Source organism: Ethanoligenens sp., assembly GCF_047718355.1.
In the GTDB taxonomy this organism is placed as follows: Bacteria; Bacillota; Clostridia; order Oscillospirales; family Ethanoligenentaceae; genus Ethanoligenens.
The window spans coordinates 1-18,767 of record NZ_JBDNLG010000011.1 but is presented as its reverse complement, the minus strand read 5'-3'; the positions used below and the strand labels follow the sequence as shown (position 1 = coordinate 18,767).

Here is an 18,767-nt window from a genome sequence, read left to right as displayed (position 1 = left end):
CATGCGGTTACAGAAAATGAATTTTACCAAACGGCTTCGGTTGCGCGTGGGTCTTATGGCGGCCTGCCTGTGCATGGGGCTTGCCATCCTAGTGATAAGCGCCATGGCAAAACGATTTTACCATTATGATTATGCGTATCTGCTCGGCCTTGGCGCAGGGCTGGCGGCTGGTGGCGCCATCAAAATGCAGCAGGCCCTGCGCGTGTTGCGTGACCCAGAAAGGTGCCGTGTCGCCCGCATTGAGGAAGAAGACGAGCGCAACCGTTCAATGGAGATGCGTTCTTCCCACGCGACCTTCTATATCGGGATGGTTGCACTCGCCGTTGCCTCGGTTATCGCCGCGTTTTATGATCAAAAGGTGATGCATACGCTGGCAACTGTGCTTTTGCTCCTGGTTGCGCTAAAGGGTGTAAGCCTGCTGACACTGCGGCGGCTGGGGTAGCGTTATACAAAAGGTATATTTTAATATAAAATCGACAAGAAATGGGGAAAACATATGGCGCTGGACATATCACATGTTTGCAAGCAATTCGGCAGAAAGACCGCTGTCCAAGATTTGTCGTTTGCAATGGAAGATTCGGGGGTATTCGGGCTGCTTGGCACCAATGGCGCGGGCAAGACCACAACCATTCGGATGCTGCTCGGTATTTTAAAGCAGGATACGGGCACAATCACCTGGGATGGGCATCCTGTCACGCGGGAAAACGTATCGTTCGGTTATCTGCCGGAAGAACGCGGGTTGTACCCCAAGATAGGCGTGGGAGAACAGCTTGTATACTTTGCCAGCCTGCGCGGTATGGACACGCAAAAAGCGAAACAAGCCATCGGGCGTTGGTATACACGGTTGGACATTGGCAAATACGACCGTATGACCGCCGACCAATTATCTAAAGGCAACCAACAAAAAGTCCAATTGGCTGCCGCGCTGCTGCACGACCCCGCACTGGTGGTGTTGGATGAACCGCTCAGCGGGTTGGACCCGGTCAACACAGACTTGTTTGTAGACGTGATGCACGAGTTGGCGGCGGCAGGCAAATACATCGTGCTTTCCAGCCATCAGATGGAAGCAGTGGAAGCATTCTGCACCAATATCCTCATGCTCAAGGACGGGCAGACCGTTTTGCAGGGTAACCTGCGTACGATCAAAGACAGTTATGGCCGCACCAATCTTTCCATTGAGAGCCCCGTGGATTTGCGGCTGAAAGCGGAACTTGCGGGACTGACCGTCCTGTCACAGGATGCGCGCGGATTGGAATGCAAAATTCCGGAGGAGGCTGCCGCTTATCGTTTCCTGCGCGGTCTGCTCGACGAAGGTGTACGCATCGACAAATTTGAAGTGCGCACGCCCTCTTTGCATGAAATTTTTGTGGAAAAGGCTGGTGTAAGCGCATGAACAGTATCTTTACCATCTTTCGGTTTACCTTTCGCGAGCAGGCGCGCAAAAAATCGTTTCTGATTTCCACCATTATTTTGATGATTGTGGCGGTCGCCATGGTGGTTGTTCCGGCTATCATCACCCAGTCACAGAGCAGTAAACCGGCAGCCTCCGGCACAAAGAGCGTGCTGTATCTGGACGATGAGACCGCCGTCACGCTCAGCCCGGATATCGTGCAGAAAGCCCTGCCGGCCTATACCGTCAAATTTGTAAGTGCGGAACAGGCGGACAGCCTGCGCCGCTCGGTTCTCAAGGACGACAAAGACGACGTGCTGGTCGTTTTCAAGGAAACCGGCAGCGGCCTGGAGCAAACCGTTCCCTCTTTTACTTATTATACAAAAGATAAAGACAATGGTCCCGGCGCGGAAACACTGGCGCGCCTGTTTCAAACAATGCGCGAGAAACATCTCCTGCGCCGCAGCGACACGCTGACGGAAGGCCAGGCAGACTACATTCTCCAACCGGTGCAATACCACACGCAGACGGGCAGCGCCGACAGCATGACCGGTTTCATCCCCGCCATTGCAGTCTGCATCCTGCTGTTCATCACCATTTTCAGCTACGGGTATTGGGTCGCCATGTCCATTGCGTCTGAAAAAACCTCCCGCGTGCTGGAGATTCTCATCACATCCACGAAACCATCGCGCATCGTCATCGGCAAAAGCCTTGCCATGGGTGCGCTGGGGCTTTCGCAGTTGCTGCTTGTGTTGTGCGCCGGGGGCGTGGCCTACGGTGCGGCGGGCAGAGGAAGCGGTCTCCCGTTCCTCTCGTTCGCGGGCTTCACACCGTTTTATGTGGTATTCCTGCTGGTCTATTTCGTACTTGGCTTCGCGTTGTACGCCATGCTCAATGCTGTCGCCGGCGCGACCGTCAGCAATGCCGATGATGTACGCTCCGCCGTGCAGCCCATCACGATGCTGGGCATGGTGTCGTTCTATCTGGCGTATTTTGCGTTCATGGCGCCGCACACGCCGCTGTCGCTGGTGGCATCACTCATTCCCTTTTCCGCGCCGTTTTCCATGCCTGCCCGCTTAATGATGGCCGGTGGTGTGCCATGGTGGCAGGTCGCGCTCTCGCTGCTGCTGCTCGCGGGAACCACCTGTGCGTTGGCAGCCCTGTCCATCCGCCTGTATGCATCGGCAGTACTGCACTATGGCAGACGGTTGAAACTTGCAGATTTGTTCCGCCTCGCCAAACAGGCAAAATGAGCCTGTGCATCGGCTCTGCACCACTGATGCAGTGATATGTTAAACGTCGGATGCAATAACACGGGATATAATGCGAAATTTGGCAAAATAGGCCGTTGTTCGGTCAAAACAGCCAATATTCTCTCGGCCACCATAGAAAAGCCGCATGTTTTTGCAGTTGTATTCAAAAATCGGGTATGCTAAAATAGGAACGCTTGTATAGATTGAACCTGTGGGGAACGCTTGGGCGTATATAGACGCTTTTGCGAAAAAGGACGGCGTTTATGAAAATTAAAGATTTTCTGCTTGGCAAACCACTAAAAAATACGGATATTACGGAACAAAAGCTTTCACGCAAATGGGGCCTGCCTCTGATGGCAAGCGACGCCGTTTCATCCGTTGCTTACGCGGGTGAGGAAATCCTCCTCGTGTTGGTACCGGTCATCGGCTTGGGTGCTTTCCACTTTGTGCCGTGGATTACGCTCTCCATCATCCTCCTGCTGCTTATTTTGGTTTTTTCCTATTCCCAGATCATCGACCACTACCCCAGCGGCGGCGGCGCGTATGTCGTCTCACAGGAAAACCTGGGGAAATATCCCGCTCTGCTGGCAGCAGCCTCACTGATTGTGGACTACATCATGACGGTGGCCGTGAGTGTCTCATCGGCCTCGGAAGCCATTGCGGCGGCTTTCCCCGGGATTGCGCACGTACGGGTCTGGCTTGCTGTGGCATTCGTCCTGCTCATCACGCTGGGCAACCTGCGGGGAATGCGGGAATCCGCACGGCTGTTCGGCACCCCAACCTATATCTTTATTGGCTGCATGGCTCTGCTGATTATCGTCGGGTTCGTCCGCGTTTTGACCGGCACCATCCATCCGGTGGCGTATGCGCCCAGTATGATGCACTCCCTCTCCACGTCTATGGCCGGGCTGAGCATCGCGCTCATCCTGCGCGCATTTGCTTCCGGTTGTTCGGCGCTGACCGGCGTAGAAGCCGTAAGCAACGCCATCCCGAATATCAAAGAACCTTCCCAGCGCAACGCCAAACAGATTTTATTCATGCTCGGCGGCGTGATCGTGTTCCTGTTTGGCGGTACCATGCTGCTGGAACTCAAGCTGCGTGTCCTTCCGGCAGGTGGAACCAGCACCGTCCTTTCCCAATTGGGTACGGCGGTGTTTGGCAATTCCATCCTGTTTTACGCGCTCCAGCTGTTCACGGCCATCATTTTGATTCTGGCCGCCAACACCGCATATAACGGCCTGCCGCTGCTGCTATACATTCTGGCACACGACGGCTTTGTGCCCCGCCAGTTTGCGCACCGCGGCACCAAGCTGAGTTTTTCCAACGGCATTCTGTTCATCTGTATTGCGGCCGTGCTGCTTATTCTGATTTTTCAGGCCAAAACCACCAACTTGATTCCCCTCTATTCGGTTGGCGTTTTCATCTCATTTACCCTGTCGCAGTATGGCATGTTCCGCAAATGGCATAAGACCAAAGACAAGGGCTGGCAATACAAGATGTGGATCAACGGAATCGGCGCTATCCTCACGCTGATTGGCGTGGGGGTCGAGATCTCCACCAAATTCACACAGGGCGCGTACATGATCGTCATTGCTATCCCGGTCCTGATGTTGCTGATGACCTATGTAGAACGGCATTACGCCAAAGTAGGCCGCGAACTGAAGCTGACCAAGTTCCATCCCTATTATGATCAGGCGACGGCACACTCCACGCAGGTTATCGTGCTGATGCAGTCTGTCAACAAATCGCTGCTCAAATCGCTCAACTATGCCAACTCTATTTCGGAGGACATTACAGCCCTGCATGTCTGCCGCCACCCCGCACACGCCGAGCAGCTGCGTGAGGAATGGAAGCGGCTGGAGATTCCTGTAAAGCTGGACATCGTGCTCACACCGTATCAGGATATCATCCCGCCGCTTGACAAATATATCAGCAAACGGGAGCGCGCACTCCGGCACGGGGAAACGCTGTCGGTCATCATCATCAAATTTGTCTCGGAGCATTGGTACGATGCGGTGCTGCACAACCAGACCACCTATTTTTTAGAGCGTGTGCTCTCCCGGCACAAGAATGTCTCCTCCATTATCATGCCGTTCCATTATAACCCGAACATCTCGGCAGAGGCGAACCGTGCTGCGCTGTTTGGGAAAAAACAAGCAGATGACTCCACGGAAGACGACGAATGATACAAACCCTGCCCTATTAGATCAGAGAGCGGCTCGAAAGGGCCGCTCTCTGTGTATTTTCACCTGATCGTGCATATAACCGGAGGAAACATCGTGTATATCGGAACTGTAGAAATCAAAGGGCACACAGCGTTGGCTCCGATGGCAGGCGTTGCCGACACAGCGTTCCGCACCATCTGCAAAGCGCACGGCGCGGCGTATGTGGTAGGAGAAATGGCCAGCGCCAAAGGATTCGTCATGCAGGCCACCAAAACAGCGGAACTACTCAGCGTGACCACTGCGGAGCGCCCCATGGCAATCCAGCTGTTTGGAAACGACCCGGAAATCATGGCGGAGGCGGCGCAGAAAGCGTTGGCGTTTTCCCCGGACATCATCGACATCAACATGGGGTGCCCCGCACCTAAAGTTGCAGGCAACGGCGGCGGCAGCGCTTTACTCAAGTACCCTGCGCTGGCGGGGCGTATCATCGACAGCGTCGTGCACGCTGTACCGCTGCCGGTAACAGTAAAGATCCGCAAAGGATGGGATGCGGCACATGTCAACGCAGTCGAGATGGCACATATCGCCGAGGAGAGCGGCGCGGCTGCCATCACAGTGCATGGACGCACCCGTGCCCAGCAATATGCACCGTCCGCAGACTGGGACATCATCGCAGCCGTTAAAGCCGCTGTGCGCATCCCGGTGATTGGAAACGGGGATGTGGATTCCCCGCAGGCCGCGGCGCGGATGCTGACGCAGACCGGATGTGATCTGGTGATGATCGGGCGGGCAGCGCTTGGACAGCCATGGCTGTTTGAGCACGTAGAAACTTACTTGCGCAGCGGTGAACTGCTGCCGGAACCGGATGTGGCACGGCGGATGACTGTGCTGCTCGACCATGTGCGCTTGCTTTGTGCCCTGAAAGGGGAACGGATAGGAATGCGAGAGGCACGCAAACATGCGGCCTGGTATATGAAGGGTCTGCACGGTGCGTCCTCATTGCGTGGAGAAGCAGGAAAATTGGTGGTTTTTTCTGATCTGGAGCAGCTCGCCGCGCGTGTGATGGGACTTTAACTGTTTTATGCAAAAAAAAAGCGGCACCTGCCGCCTGCCTTTATAGATGCCCGTTACTCAGTAACCAGAAAACGGTCGCCGCCCCCGCGCCGCCCAGCGTGCAGACGGCGTATTTGAACAGCGTGCGCAGCAACACCCGCATGTGGCGTTTTTCCCCTCGTTTGGCCCTGCAAAATTTGTCAATAATCCGGGAAGCCTCCCCGGCCAGCGTTGGCTCTGCCAGCGGGTAAGGAATGTCTGCCCGCACAAAAAAGAGCGCACGCTCAAAACAACCGCTCCCGGTATCCCGAATCTCTATAATCGTTCGTTCCACGCCTTTGACCACAAACACGCACCTCGCAATTTTGAAATAGACTGGGGTTCTTTCCATATTTTTAGTTTTTCTGTTTCAAATATGCGGAAGTTCGGAAAAAATCTTTCCATTTAGGAAGTTGACATAAAATCGGTGGAAAACTCTGTGGAATAAGTTGAAAACTACCTTGCAAATGGCTAAAAATCGCCCCATATCTCGTGAAAAACTTTTTCACTGTCTAAAATGGGCGGATTATGTAAAGATTATGTATCGCCGTCTGGTAAGCAGATCACCGCAAAACAGCGTTTTCTACGGTGATTTTGTACCGCGGCAGATTGGAATGTATGCGCACATGATTGCGCAGACCCTCGTCTTGTGATAAGATTGGCCTATCAAATATTTCCTGCTTACGGTTTGCGTTTCTTTCATATCCTATAAGAGGAGAGGCATGACGTCTGCCGTCACGGCAGGATCATGCCGAAAATTTTCGTGATAGAAAGTGTGTTATAAATGAGCATGAACCATGCAAACGGCATAACTGAAGAACTGACCGCGCGCGCGGCCAAAGCATTTGAAGACGCGCCGGCACATATACTGGCCGACAGCATCGCCAAGAACGGAATCGACAACACGGCTTATCACCGTGAAGCGGCTGTGCGAATGAACCACCTGTTCTCACATGAAATTGACCCGATGGTTATCACCAACCAGCAGAAAAGCGGGCGGTGCTGGCTCTTTGCGGGCACCAATGTGCTGCGCTACCATTTGCGGGACACATTGCATATCAAAAACGCCGATTTTGAACTTTCCCAAAGCTACTTGATGTTTTGGGATAAATTAGAAAAAGGCAATTATTTTCTCGAAAGCGTGCTGGACACCGCATCGGAACCCAAAGATTCACGCATCGTGATGTGGCTGTTTCAGAACCCGCTCAACGACGGCGGGCAGTGGGATATGCTGGTCTCGCTCATTGATAAATACGGCGTGGCGCCGAAGCTGGCCATGCCGGAGAGTTTCCATAGCGGCAATTCGGCGAAAATGAACGCGGTGCTTTCCCGAAAACTGCGCCGCGGCGGCATTGAACTGCGTACCCTGTATGCGCAGGGCAAATCCCCCGAAGCGTTGCTCACCCGTAAAGAGGAGCTGGTTACAGAGTTTTATGTGCTGCTCTGCTGTTTTCTCGGTGAGCCGCCAAAGACGTTCGATTTCGTCTGGCGTGACAAAAGCGGTGCGTTTCATCGGGATGCGGGCCAGACGCCGCTTGGTTTCTACCATAAGTATTTCGGCAAGGATTTTCTGAACCGGTATGTCAGCATCATCAACGCGCCTACCGCTGAGAAACCATATGAACACACCTATACCGTCAAATATTTGGGAAATGTAATCGGCGGCAGGCCGATCAAATACCTCAACTTGCCCAGCGAAGATTTGGAACGTGCCGCAAGCGGCCAGATCCGGGCCGGCAAACCGGTGTGGTTCGGTTCCGACGTGGGTAAAGTGTCCGACCGTGAAGCCGGCATTCTTGACACAGCACTCTATCCGTATGAGAACGTGCTGCACACCGCGCTTTCCATGGACAAAGGCGATATGCTGGATTACGGTGAAAGCTGCCTGACCCATGCGATGATGCTTCTGGGCGTGGATGTGACCGACAAGGGCATCGCAAAATGGAAAGTGGAGAACAGCTGGGGCAAGGATGTAGGGCAAAAGGGCTTTTTCGTCATGAGCGCCGACTGGTTCAACAACTATGTCTGCCAGGTGGTCGTCGACAAAGTCTACCTGACCGACGTGCAGCAAAAAGCGCTGGAGCAGCCGCCCATTGCATTGGAGCCTTGGGACCCCATCGGCGCACTCGCACAATTCAATTGAATAAAATCTGCCCCCCCAGTATGCGCCGACGGTCAGTGCCTATAGCAATTTCAGATTGAGCCGAAATTGCCGGATCCATAAGGATGGTGTAAATGCAGTCTTTATATGATATGAGCGGCCAGTGGTACAAAGGTAACCTGCATATGCATACCACACAGTCAGACGGCGCGCTTTCTCCCGAAGAAGCGATAGACCTCTATCGGCGGGCAGGGTATGATTTTCTTGCACTGACCGACCACTGGAAACAAAGTGAACCGATGGAAAGCCCTGGATTTCTACAGCTCACCGGATGTGAATTCGATACCGGCGATATGAATGACTTGCAGGCGCATCCCATCTACCATATCGTGGGCATTGGGATGGAGCGGGCCGTGGCGCTCAGGCGCGCCCATGATTATCCGCCGCAGGTGCTGCTTGATGCCATCCAAGAGGCCGGCGGCGTAGCAATTTTAGCACATCCCGCGTGGTCCCTAACCGACCCGTCGTCGATCTTGCCGTTTACCGGCTTAGCCGCCGCAGAGATCTTCAACACATTTTCCGGGGTGCCGTACAGCAACGCCCATGCGGAGTCCTCCTTATATTTTGACCTGTGGGCGAAAGATGGGTTGTTGCTGCCTTGCACGGCGGCGGATGACTGCCACTGGTACAAAGGAGAGCAGACGTGCTCCTACATGATGGTCAACGCGCCCGCACTGACCACATCCGCCATCCGCGCGGCGATTGCGGCGGGCAATTTTTATGCCTCGCAAGGCCCCCGCTTCACCGACATCCGCTATGACGGAGAAACGGTTGAGGTCTTTTGCTCCCATGTGCAGACGGTGGTGTTCTACAGTGACACGGTTTATTGTAATGACCGCCTGACCACAGCAGACAGCGAACCTGTCGCCAGCGCACGCTATGCAATCAAGCCATCCGACCGGTATGTGCGGGTGGAACTGATTGACGCGGACGGCCGGCGCGCATGGAGCAAACCTTTTGCAGTCAAAAAATCGGGCAGATAAAGCGATTTACAATAGGCAGAAGCGGCACATATCCGAACATACGGATGATGTGCCGCTTCATTTTTTGCATATGTAGGAGTCATCCCTGACCCGTATGAGGGAACGCCGTCTGGTCGTTCTGCCTGCGGAAATAGACATAGGCCAGCAGCATGACTGGCACAAAATAGACACACCAGCAAAAAAGTGCAATCTCACCGGTATGAGCGCCTGCGCTGCCCTGGAAGACGTTGCACATTGGCAATACAACGCAAACCGGGAAAAAGACGCCGTGCACAAGCAATAGCACCCGCATCACTTTGTCCGCCCGTGTGCGTGGAACCAGTGACAGCCCAATGAGAAACGTGGACAGTCCCATTACGCCATAGCCAAACAAATCGACTCCAAACGCCCAGCTGCCCGGCTGATAGGTAAGCATTTGCAGCACCACACCGTCGGCTGCCCCGTAGGCAACCGTGGTCAACTGGGTAAAATAAACCAGACCGGTGAGCAGCGCGTACAGAACAGCGATGGCCACGCCTCCAAGAGCAAGGGCCTTTCTGCCAACCGGTGCAAACGCGGCGAACGCGCACGTTACCAACACGTAGGCCCAGCCGAGCACCAGACAGGAACCATAACTCAACGCCGACCATCCGATTCCCATTGAAACAGCAAATAGGATGACCATCAGCGCAGTAATACCGGATGCCGCCATCCCCATTTTTCTATCCACAAATCTTCCCTCCTGCCAGACAATCGACCAGCCCATCAAGGAACGCGTCGCGTTCCTCCTTGACGTTGAAATCATATCCCGTAAACGTACGCCCCATGTCCTTGTGTAAGAATGCCGCCTGCAAGACTGTCGTCAGCGCAAACAAGCACGATGCGCGTTCTTGTTCGGTTTGTCCGGTTTCCCCCAACACTTGTGACAACCCGCGCATGGTCTGAAAGGTGTTGTTCTGCGGCGCCGGAGCGTGCAGATCATCCAATATGGATACCCGTGAAACCGCCGGATTTGCCGCCAAAAAATCACCTACCGCCCGCAGAGTTGCCTTTAGGCTTTTGATGCCTTTGCCCTCTATAGGGGGACGAAAAGCCGTGACAACCTCTGCGATGATGCGTTGCACGCAAAGATGCAGCAGGTGTTCCTTTGTGTGGAAATAATAATGAATAAGCCCGTTCCCAACCCCCGCCTTATCCGCAATGGCGCGTGTGGTAACGGCGATCGTCTCACCGCTGCTGGCCTGAATCAGTTCGGTGGCTGCCTGTATGATGGTCTCCTGTATATCGGGCAATTGCTCCATATGCTCCTCCTGTTGGTCAATGGTTTAACCATTGACCAACAATAGTGTAACAAGGCCTACCGCATTTGTCAACCGTGTTCTTTCACGGTTCATCATACAGCTGCACTGTCATAATCATACTACCGCCGTCCACTTATATTACAAGTTTTGGTAAATACGTAAAAACCTCTAACCAGGAATTGTCATTTGACAGGAACCGTGCTAAAATAGGGACATCCTTTATTTTCCTAAACAAGGTTCATGCGCACTGGTTAGCGCTTCACGTGAAACCAGCATCTCTATTTTGTTAAAAAAGTCGTATTTTTACGTTTTTTGGAAGGAGCGCCTCTATGGATGTAGTTGCCAACAAACGCCAACATCCTTCCCAAATCCAACAAAACATTTTTCAAATAGCATTAGAATTGTTTCGCACCGCCGGCTATGAAGCCACCACGATTCAAGACATCTGTGAAAAGGCCGATGTGTCTGTCGGCGCGTTTTATTATTACTATAAATCCAAAGAAGATATTCTCAACGATTCCTATCGGGAATGCGATCATCTTTTAGATGAAAAATACGGGCATGTAGTTTTCGATGATCCAATCACCGGCATTTTAGAAATTTTAAGCAGCATGAGCCAATCCATACAAGAGCAGGGTTTTCGCGTTCCCGCTCAATTTTATAAGAACCAGATTATAGCCACTGACCGGTTCATTTTAAGGCAGGATCGTTCTCATTACCGTCTCATCTACCGATTGGTCGAGCAAGCGCTCGCTTGTGGACAGCTGAATACGGACGATTCGCCTCAGACCATCGTGGACACGATCATGCGCGTAGCACGCGGCGTTTTGTATGACTGGTGTCTGCACGACGGCGCCTATGATCCGGCGTACCAGATACGGGCCGACATACAAATCGTACTGAGATATTTTCAGCGGAAAGACATCTGAGGCGACGGCCTCTATGGGGGGTCAGCCGATTTCGCTCCGCCCTTCCAACGCCCGGGAAAGCGTGATCTCATCTGCATACTCCAGTTCGCCGCCAACCGGTATGCCATAGGCGATGCGTGTGACTTTAACACCCAGCGGCTTGATAAGACGGGAGATATATAAGGCGGTCGCCTCGCCTTCCACATCGGGGTTGGTGGCAAGAATGACTTCTTTCACGCCGTCGGCCACCCGCCCCAGCAGCTCCTTGACATGCAACTGGTCGGGGCCGATGCCGTCCATCGGCGAAATAACACCATGCAGTACATGATACAGGCCATTGTAATCCCGCGTGCGTTCAAATGCGACGACGTCGCGCGGATCCTCCACCACGCAGATAGTTGCATGGTCACGCGACGGATTTCCGCAAATGGAGCAGACGTCACCATCTGTGAGGTTTTGGCAAACCTTGCAGGTGTGCATCTTGCCTTTGGCATCCAAGATGGCCTGTGCGAATACGCGCGCCTGTTCGTCCGTCCCGTTGAGCACAAAGAACGCCAGTCGTTGGGCAGTCTTGCGGCCAATACCCGGTAGACGTTCAAACTGCTCGATCAATTTGGACAGCGGAACGGCATAATAGGCCATGTAGTTTCCTCCATCTATGTATGTGCGGCTTCAAAGAGCCGCCTCCCGCTTCCTGTGTGGACTGATCAGCATTGGAAGCACGATGTGTTTTGGGGACGCTCTAAAAACGCTGTGATGATTTCGCGATAGCCGGGGTCTGGAAACTCGCGGTCAAACAAAATTTCCAGCATCTCCCGCGGCGTGACCAGCCGAACATCATCCACTTCCTCGCGTTGCAGCACAAGGTCTTGCAGTTCAAATGTGTGCCGGCATACCCAAACGTCAAAAAAACAAGGGGGGCGCTTGAGCCGCGTCAGCCGCTGCATCCGCTCGGGCGCAAGCGACAGCCCAATTTCCTCCTGAACTTCCCGGCAGGCGGCATGCAGGCTGTCTTCCCCCGCCAGCACACCGCCGCCTGTCACATCCCATTTTCCGGGGTACAGGCGCTTTTGCATCGAGCGTTTCTGCAAAAGGAATTGCCCGTCCTCCCGATACAGGAAGACATGCACGGCCAGCATGAATTCGCCGTCTTGCAGCTCATGTTCGCGCGGCACTCTGCGGCCTGTAGGCTCCCCCGAGGCGTTGCGGATATCCATCCATTCCATGGCGGATATTACAGCAGACCGGGCATATTCATGCCGCCGGTCACTTTGCTCATTTCCTGCTCAGTGGTTTCATCCACTTTGCGGATGGCTTCATTTACACCGGCAACAATGAGGTCCTGCAACATCTCGATATCATCCGGGTCCACTGCTTCCGGCTTGATGGTAAGGGACTGAATTTCCCGCTTGCCAGTGATATGGACTTCCACCATGCCGCCGCCCGATGTCACGGCATATTCCCGGGTCTCCAACTCAGCCTGCACCTTGCCGATCGTCTCCTGCATTTTCTGTGCCTGCTTAATCATGCTATTCATATCGGAAGATCCGCCGCCGTATCCTTTGGGCAATCTTGCTTTCATATTAAATCCTCCATCTTATTTCACAGTCACGTAATCTGTCGCTTATCGTCATGGTTTGTCTCAATCTGAACCCGCCTGTTTGTCACTGCCGCTTTCCCTGAGAGGGACACCGCCCTCCATGGCTGTGCGCAGCAGCGCATCGAACGGATCATCCGTCTTTGGCTTTTGCGCCACATGCAGGCTGGACTTGAAAATGCCTACCTTATACGGTTTGCCGGTGGCGGTGCGCACTGCCTCCACCAGTGGTTTCTGGTGGAGCGGCTGGCGAATGAGTTCGGCGAACATCACGTTGCCCGCATCCACCAGCACATACGCGCCGCGCACCACGGCTTTGGATTTATCCAGCACACCGCGCAGGGGCGGGTCGATCCTGCCAAGTTCTTGCAGCACTTCCGGCCAACAGGCAAGCGGTTCCGCCGGTTCCTCCGAAAGTTCCTCGACCGGAACCGGAGTCGGTTCACTATCTGCCTGTTTTTTCCCGGATGCACGTGGTACGGCAGGCATGTCTGACCGCTTTTCTGTTCCCGCCATCGGCTCGGACAACGGCTGCGCCCATGGCAGCGGCTCAGTAGGCTCTGTTTCGCGTGGCAGTGATTGTGTATCAGCAGACCGCATCTCTGCGCCGGAAACGGAAATCATGCTGCGAGTACCGCCCGCCTTCACCTTGGCTTCCAATTCTGCCACGCGGCGAAGCAGCGCGGTGGGCGAGGCGTCCAGCACCGGATTACAGAGCCGCAGCAGGCACATCTCCATCTCCACACGTTTGACCGGTGCACGCCGCAGCGTCTCGGCGGTTCGCTGGAGTGTATCCAATATATGCAGCACTGTCTCCGGGAGGAACGCACGGGCTGTTTCCTGTAGCTTGACGGTTTCCGCAGGGGAAACCAGCGGCGCGCTGCCCGCCTGTGTCAACATAACCGCGCGGAAATGCCCAATCATCTCTTCACAAAGGCGGTCGGCATCCTTAGCCGAAGCATACAGCTCATCCAGTACATGCAGTGCTTTTGCGGTATCCGCAGCCCGCACCGCGTCCGACAGGGCATACAGATAATCGCGGCCCGCAAGCCCGGCAGCGCGCGCTACCGCCTCCTCGTCCACCGCTTCCCCGCCGTTCCCGGCACAGGTATCCAGCAGAGAGAGCGCATCGCGCAATGCACCGTCCGCCAGCCGCGCAATCGCCTCCGCCCCGTCTTGTGTGAGGTTGATTTTTTCCTGCTCCGCCACATAAAGCAGACGGTTCGCGATATCCGCAGGGGGAATGCGGCGGAAATCAAACCGCTGACAGCGCGAAAGGATGGTGGCGGGAATTTTATGCGCTTCCGTGGTGGCGAGGATGAAGATCACATAGGCGGGCGGCTCCTCAAGTGTCTTGAGCAGCGCGTTAAACGCCCCCGCCGACAGCATATGCGCTTCATCGATGATGTACACACGGTATTTGGCCACCGCCGGGGTATACACGGTTTCTTCCCGCAGAGCGCGGATACTGTCCACCCCATTGTTGCTGGCGGCGTCGATCTCCACCACATCGGTCAGCGAGCCATCGTCCACGCCGCGGCAAATGGCACATTCTCCGCAGGGGTCACCGTTATTGGGGTGCAGGCAGTTGACCGCCTTTGCCAGAATTTTTGCGCAAGTCGTCTTACCCGTTCCCCTGGAGCCGGTGAACAGGTAGGCATGGGCCACACGCCCCGCCCGCAACTCGCCAAGCAATGTGGCAATAATCTGCGGCTGCCCCGCGACATCTTCAAATGCGTGGGGCCTCCATTTTCGATAGAGCGCCTGATACACGTAGAAAACCCCCGGCACATGGCCACACAGTGCCCCCGAACATGCAGGCGCGAACAAAATCCCGCGGCGCCCGGCGAAATCCGCTTAATGCTGCTCGGTTCCCCGCCTGACATGGTTCACGGCACGCCGTCGCACAGGCCGCCCGCAGCCTGCATGTTCCGTTGCACTGTATGACCGATTCTATTTGCGCTGTGCAAAAAACACGGTCTTTATATTATAATACATCCGCGCGCCAAAGGCAAGGATTTAACTGCATACTGCATTGCCTCGGCATTGCAAACCCATGTTGTTACATTTGTCATTTGAAATGTGCATTTCATCACTGTTGCATGACAATGGCAAGCCCGCTTCCACCTGCCCCTCGCGGGAGCAACCGTCTATTCCTTCCCCACAAGGGATTCCAGCTCCGCCTTTTTCCCAAACAACGCACAGCCGCCGGCATGGGGCATCGCAAGCTTTCCATTGCGGCGCAGGTCTTCAAACAGCGGTGAGCGCAGCGCGTCTTCCAGCGAACCGGTGCGCAAATCCACATCCGATACCGGCGCGAACGGACAGGGTTCCGCACCGCCCGCCGCATTGATATGAAAAAAGCCGCGCCCTGCCGCCAGACAGCCCCCGGTTTCAACCTCATCCCCGGGGAACGCAATTAGGATAAGATCTTTGAATCGTGTTTTGAGTGCTTCTAACCGCGTGGTATATGCCTCTCGCTGTACATCGTCTGGCGTGTGCAGCACGGCATTTGCATCCGCAGGCACATATTCCACAAAAAAAGCGATTCCACATCCCTTTGCCCGCAGGTCACCGACAAACGCCTCGTCCGTGACCTCCATGCAGTTTTCGGCGGTCACGGTGATAGACGCACCGAACAGGATGCCGCGCGCATGCAGTTCTCGCCACGTCTGCTCAATTTGCCCGTAGGTATCCGTGCCGCGCCTGGCATCTGTTTCTTCCGCACCGCCCTCAATACTGCAAATCGGTACCAGATGGCGATATTTATCAAAAAGCTGTAAAGCGGCCGTATCGAATAAAGTACCGTTTGTCAGCACAGGAAAAATGACCTGCGGCACCTGTGCTGCAGACTGCAACACGTCCATACGGGTCAGCGGTTCGCCGCCTGCTAAGAGGATGAATGAAATGCCCATCTCGGTGGCTTCTTGAAACAGTTCGCTCCAACGTTCTGTGGAAAGCGACTGTGTTTCCTCCGTGCCGCATACGCCCTCCGCACGGGCATAGCAGCCTATACAATGCAGATTGCAGGCGGATGCTATGCTGGCAATGAGAAAGGCGGGAACAGGTGTGCCCGCTCGTTGCCGCCGGCACCGTTTTTCAGCGGCTTGCTTTTGGGTACGGGCCTGTCGCAGCAAAAAAGCGCCTTCGCGCGGATTTTGCCAAGCGGCTTTCAGCGCGCGGCGGAGCAAGCGGTCTATATGATCACTCAGATAGTTGGTCAGATCCATAAGTATCCCCCTCAAAAAACAAGTGCAGTAGTATATCGAGCAGTCTCTTTCTTTCTTCTCGCTTGCGCAGGTCGATACCCGCATATTGTGCAAAGGCATCTTCACGGAAATACAGCAGTACTAAGTAGGAAAGAAGTACGTGAGCGAGCACACGGCACTCCGTTTCATCTTTTTGGTTACCGAAATGTTCACGGATAAGCGGTAGGATATAACGCGGTGTTTCAATCGTTCCGTGCAGCAGCGTATAGGACAGGGCTGTCTGCGTGAACGGCTGGTAATGGATAACCTGCTCGGTCAATTCCCATAGCATGGTATGCAGACGCTTGAGTGCGGGCGTGCCGTCCGCCGGTGCTGCACGGAACCGTTCTGCCGCATCGGCAATCTGTTCCTCAATAGCCGTGCTGACAAGTGCGTCTTTACTTCCAAAATAATAATTGATAACGGCGGGATTGACGTTTGCTGCTGCGCCGATAGCGCGTGAAGTGAGAGCGGCAGGATTATCTGTATCAGAAAGCAGGTGTTTGACAGTTTCAATGAGTTTAACACGCATATCGTTTTTGGACATATGGAACCTCTTGATTTAAACATGTTTTAAACGTGTTTAAATTTTATCATGTGCGCTTTGCTTTGTCAAGCGCCGCATAAAACGCTCCTTTATGCGCAAATTGTTAACATACAAATATTAACAATTTGCGTTTTGTTTCATTGACAAACGGCCTGTTCGCTTATATAATGGGGATAAAATTGCCGGAAACAGAAAGGCGGTGTACCGCATGGTTCTCGAAAGCTGGGCCATCGTCATTATTATGGGTGTGGCTGCCTATATGTTCGCGCGCGCGCACCGCAAGGAATGGTCCTTTCGCGTATTGCCGCTCATTCTGGCGCCGTTTGCCAACATTGTGTATTCCCCGTTTGCAAAAAGGATACTCTCACATGGCGGGGACGCGGGCGCGGCGCGTATTTTGCTGTACATTGCCGCGTTTGTGGCTACCGCCGTATGGGTGTTCATCGCGGCACGCAGGCTGTCCCCCCGCGCTGCAAAATGGGCGTATATCCTTTGCACGATCGCTTTCACAGCCATCGTGTTGATTATCTTCGCAGTGAAACTGATTCGTTTTTGAGCGGAGGCTGGTATCCTTTCCGCTTTTTTGCTCTGTGCCGGTGCTATTGCGCCCCTTGTCCGCATACACATGCAATACATGCGGATGGGGGGCTTTTTCATGATTGTGGCATCGATAAAAGGGTCGGCATTGCGGCTCGCGGTAGTGGTCGCCGCGCTGGTCATTCTTGTAGGGGCCGCGCTCTGGCCCGCACACGGAGTAGTGATGGTGTGGGACGGACAGTCCTATCAAGGTATATCCGACAACACGAAACGGGTGGCTTTCTTATCCAAATTCGGCTGGACGGTCGACCCGACCCCCGCTGAAGTGGTGGAGATCGTTATCCCCAAGACATTTGACCAGGTCTACCTAAATTATAATGAAATCCAGAAAAAACAAGGGCTTGACCTAACCCCTTATCAAGGGACACGTGCCAAGCGCTGGACATATAAGATCAGCAATTATCCAAACTACAACGGCGATGTGTTTGCCGATCTGCTGATCGAAAACGACGATGTGGTGGTGGCCGGGGATGTACGTACCGTGGCAATCAACGGATTCATCCATGGACTGTCAAGGTCAAACCCGCAAACGGGCACGACCGGCTTGGCGCCTGCTGCGGCAGATATCACTTCCGGTATGTTTGACAGCAGCACAGTATGAATCACGGCGCGGTGATATGCAGTCAAGACAGGAACACGCCGGGCATGATTGCCCGGCTTTTTTAATGAGAAGGAAGTGGAGGGCCGTTATGCCGCTTTTAAGATTGGACCGCCTGCTCGCCAGCCAAGGAGAAGGCTCTCGCAAGGAAGTGCACGCCCTGCTGCGCGGCGGCCGTATACAAGTGGATGGAAAAATCGCGACTGCCGCCGACCAAAAAGTAGACCCGGCACAGCAACGCATTACCGTAGGCGGACGCGCTCTACACTGGCGCGCGCACCTCTACCTGATGATGAATAAACCCGTCGGGGTGATCTCCGCCAGCCGCGACCCCAAAGCGCGTACCGTGCTCGACCTGCTGCCGCCGGAACTGCGTCTCCCCGGATTATTCCCCGCCGGACGTCTGGACAAGGATACCGAAGGCTTTTTACTCATCACCGACGACGGGGTATTTGCTCACGACATCCTTGCGCCGCGCCGCCACGTGGAAAAGGTCTATCTTGCCACGTTGGACAAGCCCGCCGACGATACCGACGCCGCCGCCTTCGCCGCGGGGTTGGTGCTGGAGGACGGATTGCGCTGCCTGCCTGCCCGGTTGTGGCTTGGGGAAGGCACGGAGGCATACGCCGCCGTACGCGAGGGAAAGTTCCACCAGGTACGCAGAATGTTTGCGGCCTGTGGCAAACAAGTTCTGCGCCTGCGCAGAACGCAGATTGGCGGATTGATACTGGACCCCGCACTTGCACCCGGTGAGGCGCGTGAATTGAGCGAGGCAGAGGTCGAATTGATTAAATTGCATAAGGAATCCACCCGGGATTTTAACAATCTGTAGGAGAGCGCCGGTTTCCATCGACAGATTCCATAAACCTCAAAATGCAAGTTTGGGTAATCGGCGTCTATCTATCCCATGCGAAATTTGGTATCATATAAATACCAAATCACTACATC

At 54.4% G+C, this 18,767-nt stretch carries 20 protein-coding genes and 1 other RNA gene; 11 read left to right on the top strand and 10 right to left on the bottom strand.

The features are described from left to right. Window position 1: 1 nt before the first annotated feature. From ABF463_RS02975 to dusB, 5 genes are all read left to right on the top strand, one after another. Window positions 2-442, top strand: a complete 441-nt coding sequence (locus tag ABF463_RS02975) for a hypothetical protein (RefSeq protein WP_415532059.1) — start codon at window positions 2-4, stop codon at window positions 440-442. Window positions 443-496: 54 nt separating this feature from the next. Next, window positions 497-1,393, top strand: coding sequence for an ABC transporter ATP-binding protein (locus ABF463_RS02970; RefSeq protein ID WP_415532058.1), 897 nt, complete (start codon window positions 497-499; stop codon window positions 1,391-1,393). Then, a complete protein-coding gene (locus tag ABF463_RS02965; protein ID WP_415532057.1) occupies window positions 1,390-2,643 on the top strand; it encodes an ABC transporter permease in 1,254 nt (417 codons plus the stop codon). Before ABF463_RS02970 ends, ABF463_RS02965 begins: the two co-directional genes overlap by 4 nt. Window positions 2,644-2,906: 263 nt before the next feature. Next, window positions 2,907-4,829, top strand: coding sequence for an APC family permease (locus ABF463_RS02960; RefSeq protein WP_415532056.1), 1,923 nt, complete (start codon window positions 2,907-2,909; stop codon window positions 4,827-4,829). 93 nt (window positions 4,830-4,922) lie between these two features. After that, the gene (gene dusB, locus ABF463_RS02955; protein ID WP_415532055.1) at window positions 4,923-5,882 is read left to right on the top strand and encodes a tRNA dihydrouridine synthase DusB; all 960 of its coding nucleotides are present in this window, start codon (window positions 4,923-4,925) and stop codon (window positions 5,880-5,882) included. 40 nt (window positions 5,883-5,922) lie between these two features. Here the strand turns inward: dusB and ABF463_RS02950 are convergent, their stop codons facing one another. Continuing rightward, window positions 5,923-6,252, bottom strand: coding sequence for a hypothetical protein (locus ABF463_RS02950; protein ID WP_415532054.1), 330 nt, complete (start codon window positions 6,250-6,252; stop codon window positions 5,923-5,925). Window positions 6,253-6,684: 432 nt separating this feature from the next. On the opposite strand from ABF463_RS02950, the gene ABF463_RS02945 reads away from it, so the two are divergent. Continuing rightward, entirely contained in the window at window positions 6,685-8,043 is a 1,359-nt protein-coding gene (locus ABF463_RS02945; protein ID WP_415532053.1) for an aminopeptidase C, read from the top strand. Between the two features lie 92 nt (window positions 8,044-8,135). Continuing rightward, on the top strand, window positions 8,136-9,044 hold the full coding sequence (locus tag ABF463_RS02940; protein WP_415532052.1) for a PHP domain-containing protein: 909 nt from the start codon (window positions 8,136-8,138) through the stop codon (window positions 9,042-9,044). Window positions 9,045-9,123: 79 nt separating this feature from the next. Here the strand turns inward: ABF463_RS02940 and ABF463_RS02935 are convergent, their stop codons facing one another. Both ABF463_RS02935 and ABF463_RS02930 read right to left on the bottom strand, forming a co-directional pair. Continuing rightward, a complete protein-coding gene (locus tag ABF463_RS02935) occupies window positions 9,124-9,753 on the bottom strand; it encodes a hypothetical protein (RefSeq protein WP_415532051.1) in 630 nt (209 codons plus the stop codon). Next, window positions 9,746-10,324, bottom strand: coding sequence for a TetR/AcrR family transcriptional regulator (locus tag ABF463_RS02930; RefSeq protein ID WP_415532050.1), 579 nt, complete (start codon window positions 10,322-10,324; stop codon window positions 9,746-9,748). Before ABF463_RS02930 ends, ABF463_RS02935 begins: the two co-directional genes overlap by 8 nt. 329 nt (window positions 10,325-10,653) lie before the next feature. Between ABF463_RS02930 and ABF463_RS02925 the strand changes: the two genes are divergently transcribed. Beyond that, entirely contained in the window at window positions 10,654-11,253 is a 600-nt protein-coding gene (locus ABF463_RS02925) for a TetR/AcrR family transcriptional regulator (RefSeq protein WP_415532049.1), read from the top strand. A 21-nt stretch (window positions 11,254-11,274) separates the two neighbouring features. Here the strand turns inward: ABF463_RS02925 and recR are convergent, their stop codons facing one another. The 7 genes from recR to ABF463_RS02890 form a co-directional block, all read right to left on the bottom strand. Continuing rightward, on the bottom strand, window positions 11,275-11,874 hold the full coding sequence (gene recR, locus ABF463_RS02920) for a recombination mediator RecR (RefSeq protein ID WP_415532048.1): 600 nt from the start codon (window positions 11,872-11,874) through the stop codon (window positions 11,275-11,277). Between the two features lie 65 nt (window positions 11,875-11,939). Further along, window positions 11,940-12,458, bottom strand: coding sequence for an NUDIX hydrolase (locus ABF463_RS02915; protein ID WP_415532047.1), 519 nt, complete (start codon window positions 12,456-12,458; stop codon window positions 11,940-11,942). Window positions 12,459-12,466: 8 nt separating this feature from the next. Further along, complete coding sequence (locus tag ABF463_RS02910) at window positions 12,467-12,814, bottom strand: YbaB/EbfC family nucleoid-associated protein (protein WP_415532046.1); 348 nt, start codon at window positions 12,812-12,814, stop codon at window positions 12,467-12,469. A 60-nt stretch (window positions 12,815-12,874) separates the two neighbouring features. After that, window positions 12,875-14,602 carry a DNA polymerase III subunit gamma/tau gene (dnaX, locus tag ABF463_RS02905; RefSeq protein ID WP_415532045.1) on the bottom strand — a complete coding sequence of 576 codons (1,728 nt, stop codon included), beginning with the start codon at window positions 14,600-14,602 and terminating at the stop codon, window positions 12,875-12,877. Window positions 14,603-14,614: 12 nt separating this feature from the next. Next, window positions 14,615-14,837, bottom strand: an RNA gene (gene ffs, locus ABF463_RS02900) — signal recognition particle sRNA large type. Window positions 14,838-14,979: 142 nt separating this feature from the next. Further along, entirely contained in the window at window positions 14,980-16,059 is a 1,080-nt protein-coding gene (locus ABF463_RS02895) for a radical SAM/SPASM domain-containing protein (protein WP_415532044.1), read from the bottom strand. Then, window positions 16,034-16,624, bottom strand: a complete 591-nt coding sequence (locus ABF463_RS02890; protein WP_415532043.1) for a TetR/AcrR family transcriptional regulator — start codon at window positions 16,622-16,624, stop codon at window positions 16,034-16,036. Before ABF463_RS02890 ends, ABF463_RS02895 begins: the two co-directional genes overlap by 26 nt. Window positions 16,625-16,832: 208 nt before the next feature. Here ABF463_RS02890 and ABF463_RS02885 point away from each other — a divergent pair, with 208 nt between their 5' ends. From ABF463_RS02885 to ABF463_RS02875, 3 genes are all read left to right on the top strand, one after another. After that, window positions 16,833-17,180 carry a hypothetical protein gene (locus ABF463_RS02885; RefSeq protein WP_415532042.1) on the top strand — a complete coding sequence of 116 codons (348 nt, stop codon included), beginning with the start codon at window positions 16,833-16,835 and terminating at the stop codon, window positions 17,178-17,180. A gap of 99 nt (window positions 17,181-17,279) precedes the next feature. Then, window positions 17,280-17,822 (top strand): DUF4830 domain-containing protein, encoded by a 543-nt coding sequence (locus ABF463_RS02880; RefSeq protein WP_415532041.1) that lies wholly within the window; start codon window positions 17,280-17,282, stop codon window positions 17,820-17,822. An 88-nt stretch (window positions 17,823-17,910) separates the two neighbouring features. After that, complete coding sequence (locus ABF463_RS02875; protein ID WP_415532040.1) at window positions 17,911-18,651, top strand: pseudouridine synthase; 741 nt, start codon at window positions 17,911-17,913, stop codon at window positions 18,649-18,651. The last annotated feature ends 116 nt before the right edge of the window (window positions 18,652-18,767 follow it).

Bases quoted from the DNA above. Each gene is read 5' to 3' on its own strand.
- recR (WP_415532048.1), bottom strand. From the start codon at position 11,874: ATGGCCTATTATGCCGTTCCGCTGTCCAAATTGATCGAGCAGTTTGAA.
- ABF463_RS02890 (WP_415532043.1), bottom strand. From the start codon at position 16,624: ATGTCCAAAAACGATATGCGTGTTAAACTCATTGAAACTGTCAAACAC.
- ABF463_RS02970 (WP_415532058.1), top strand. From the start codon at position 497: ATGGCGCTGGACATATCACATGTTTGCAAGCAATTCGGCAGAAAGACC.
- ABF463_RS02895 (WP_415532044.1), bottom strand. From the start codon at position 16,059: ATGGATCTGACCAACTATCTGAGTGATCATATAGACCGCTTGCTCCGC.
- ABF463_RS02885 (WP_415532042.1), top strand. From the start codon at position 16,833: ATGGTTCTCGAAAGCTGGGCCATCGTCATTATTATGGGTGTGGCTGCC.
- ABF463_RS02915 (WP_415532047.1), bottom strand. From the start codon at position 12,458: ATGGAATGGATGGATATCCGCAACGCCTCGGGGGAGCCTACAGGCCGC.
- ABF463_RS02975 (WP_415532059.1), top strand. From the start codon at position 2: ATGCGGTTACAGAAAATGAATTTTACCAAACGGCTTCGGTTGCGCGTG.
- ABF463_RS02910 (WP_415532046.1), bottom strand. From the start codon at position 12,814: ATGAAAGCAAGATTGCCCAAAGGATACGGCGGCGGATCTTCCGATATG.
- ABF463_RS02875 (WP_415532040.1), top strand. From the start codon at position 17,911: ATGCCGCTTTTAAGATTGGACCGCCTGCTCGCCAGCCAAGGAGAAGGC.
- ABF463_RS02965 (WP_415532057.1), top strand. From the start codon at position 1,390: ATGAACAGTATCTTTACCATCTTTCGGTTTACCTTTCGCGAGCAGGCG.
- ABF463_RS02940 (WP_415532052.1), top strand. From the start codon at position 8,136: ATGCAGTCTTTATATGATATGAGCGGCCAGTGGTACAAAGGTAACCTG.
- ABF463_RS02880 (WP_415532041.1), top strand. From the start codon at position 17,280: ATGATTGTGGCATCGATAAAAGGGTCGGCATTGCGGCTCGCGGTAGTG.
- ABF463_RS02960 (WP_415532056.1), top strand. From the start codon at position 2,907: ATGAAAATTAAAGATTTTCTGCTTGGCAAACCACTAAAAAATACGGAT.
- ABF463_RS02945 (WP_415532053.1), top strand. From the start codon at position 6,685: ATGAGCATGAACCATGCAAACGGCATAACTGAAGAACTGACCGCGCGC.
- ABF463_RS02950 (WP_415532054.1), bottom strand. From the start codon at position 6,252: ATGGAAAGAACCCCAGTCTATTTCAAAATTGCGAGGTGCGTGTTTGTG.
- ABF463_RS02925 (WP_415532049.1), top strand. From the start codon at position 10,654: ATGGATGTAGTTGCCAACAAACGCCAACATCCTTCCCAAATCCAACAA.
- ABF463_RS02930 (WP_415532050.1), bottom strand. From the start codon at position 10,324: ATGGAGCAATTGCCCGATATACAGGAGACCATCATACAGGCAGCCACC.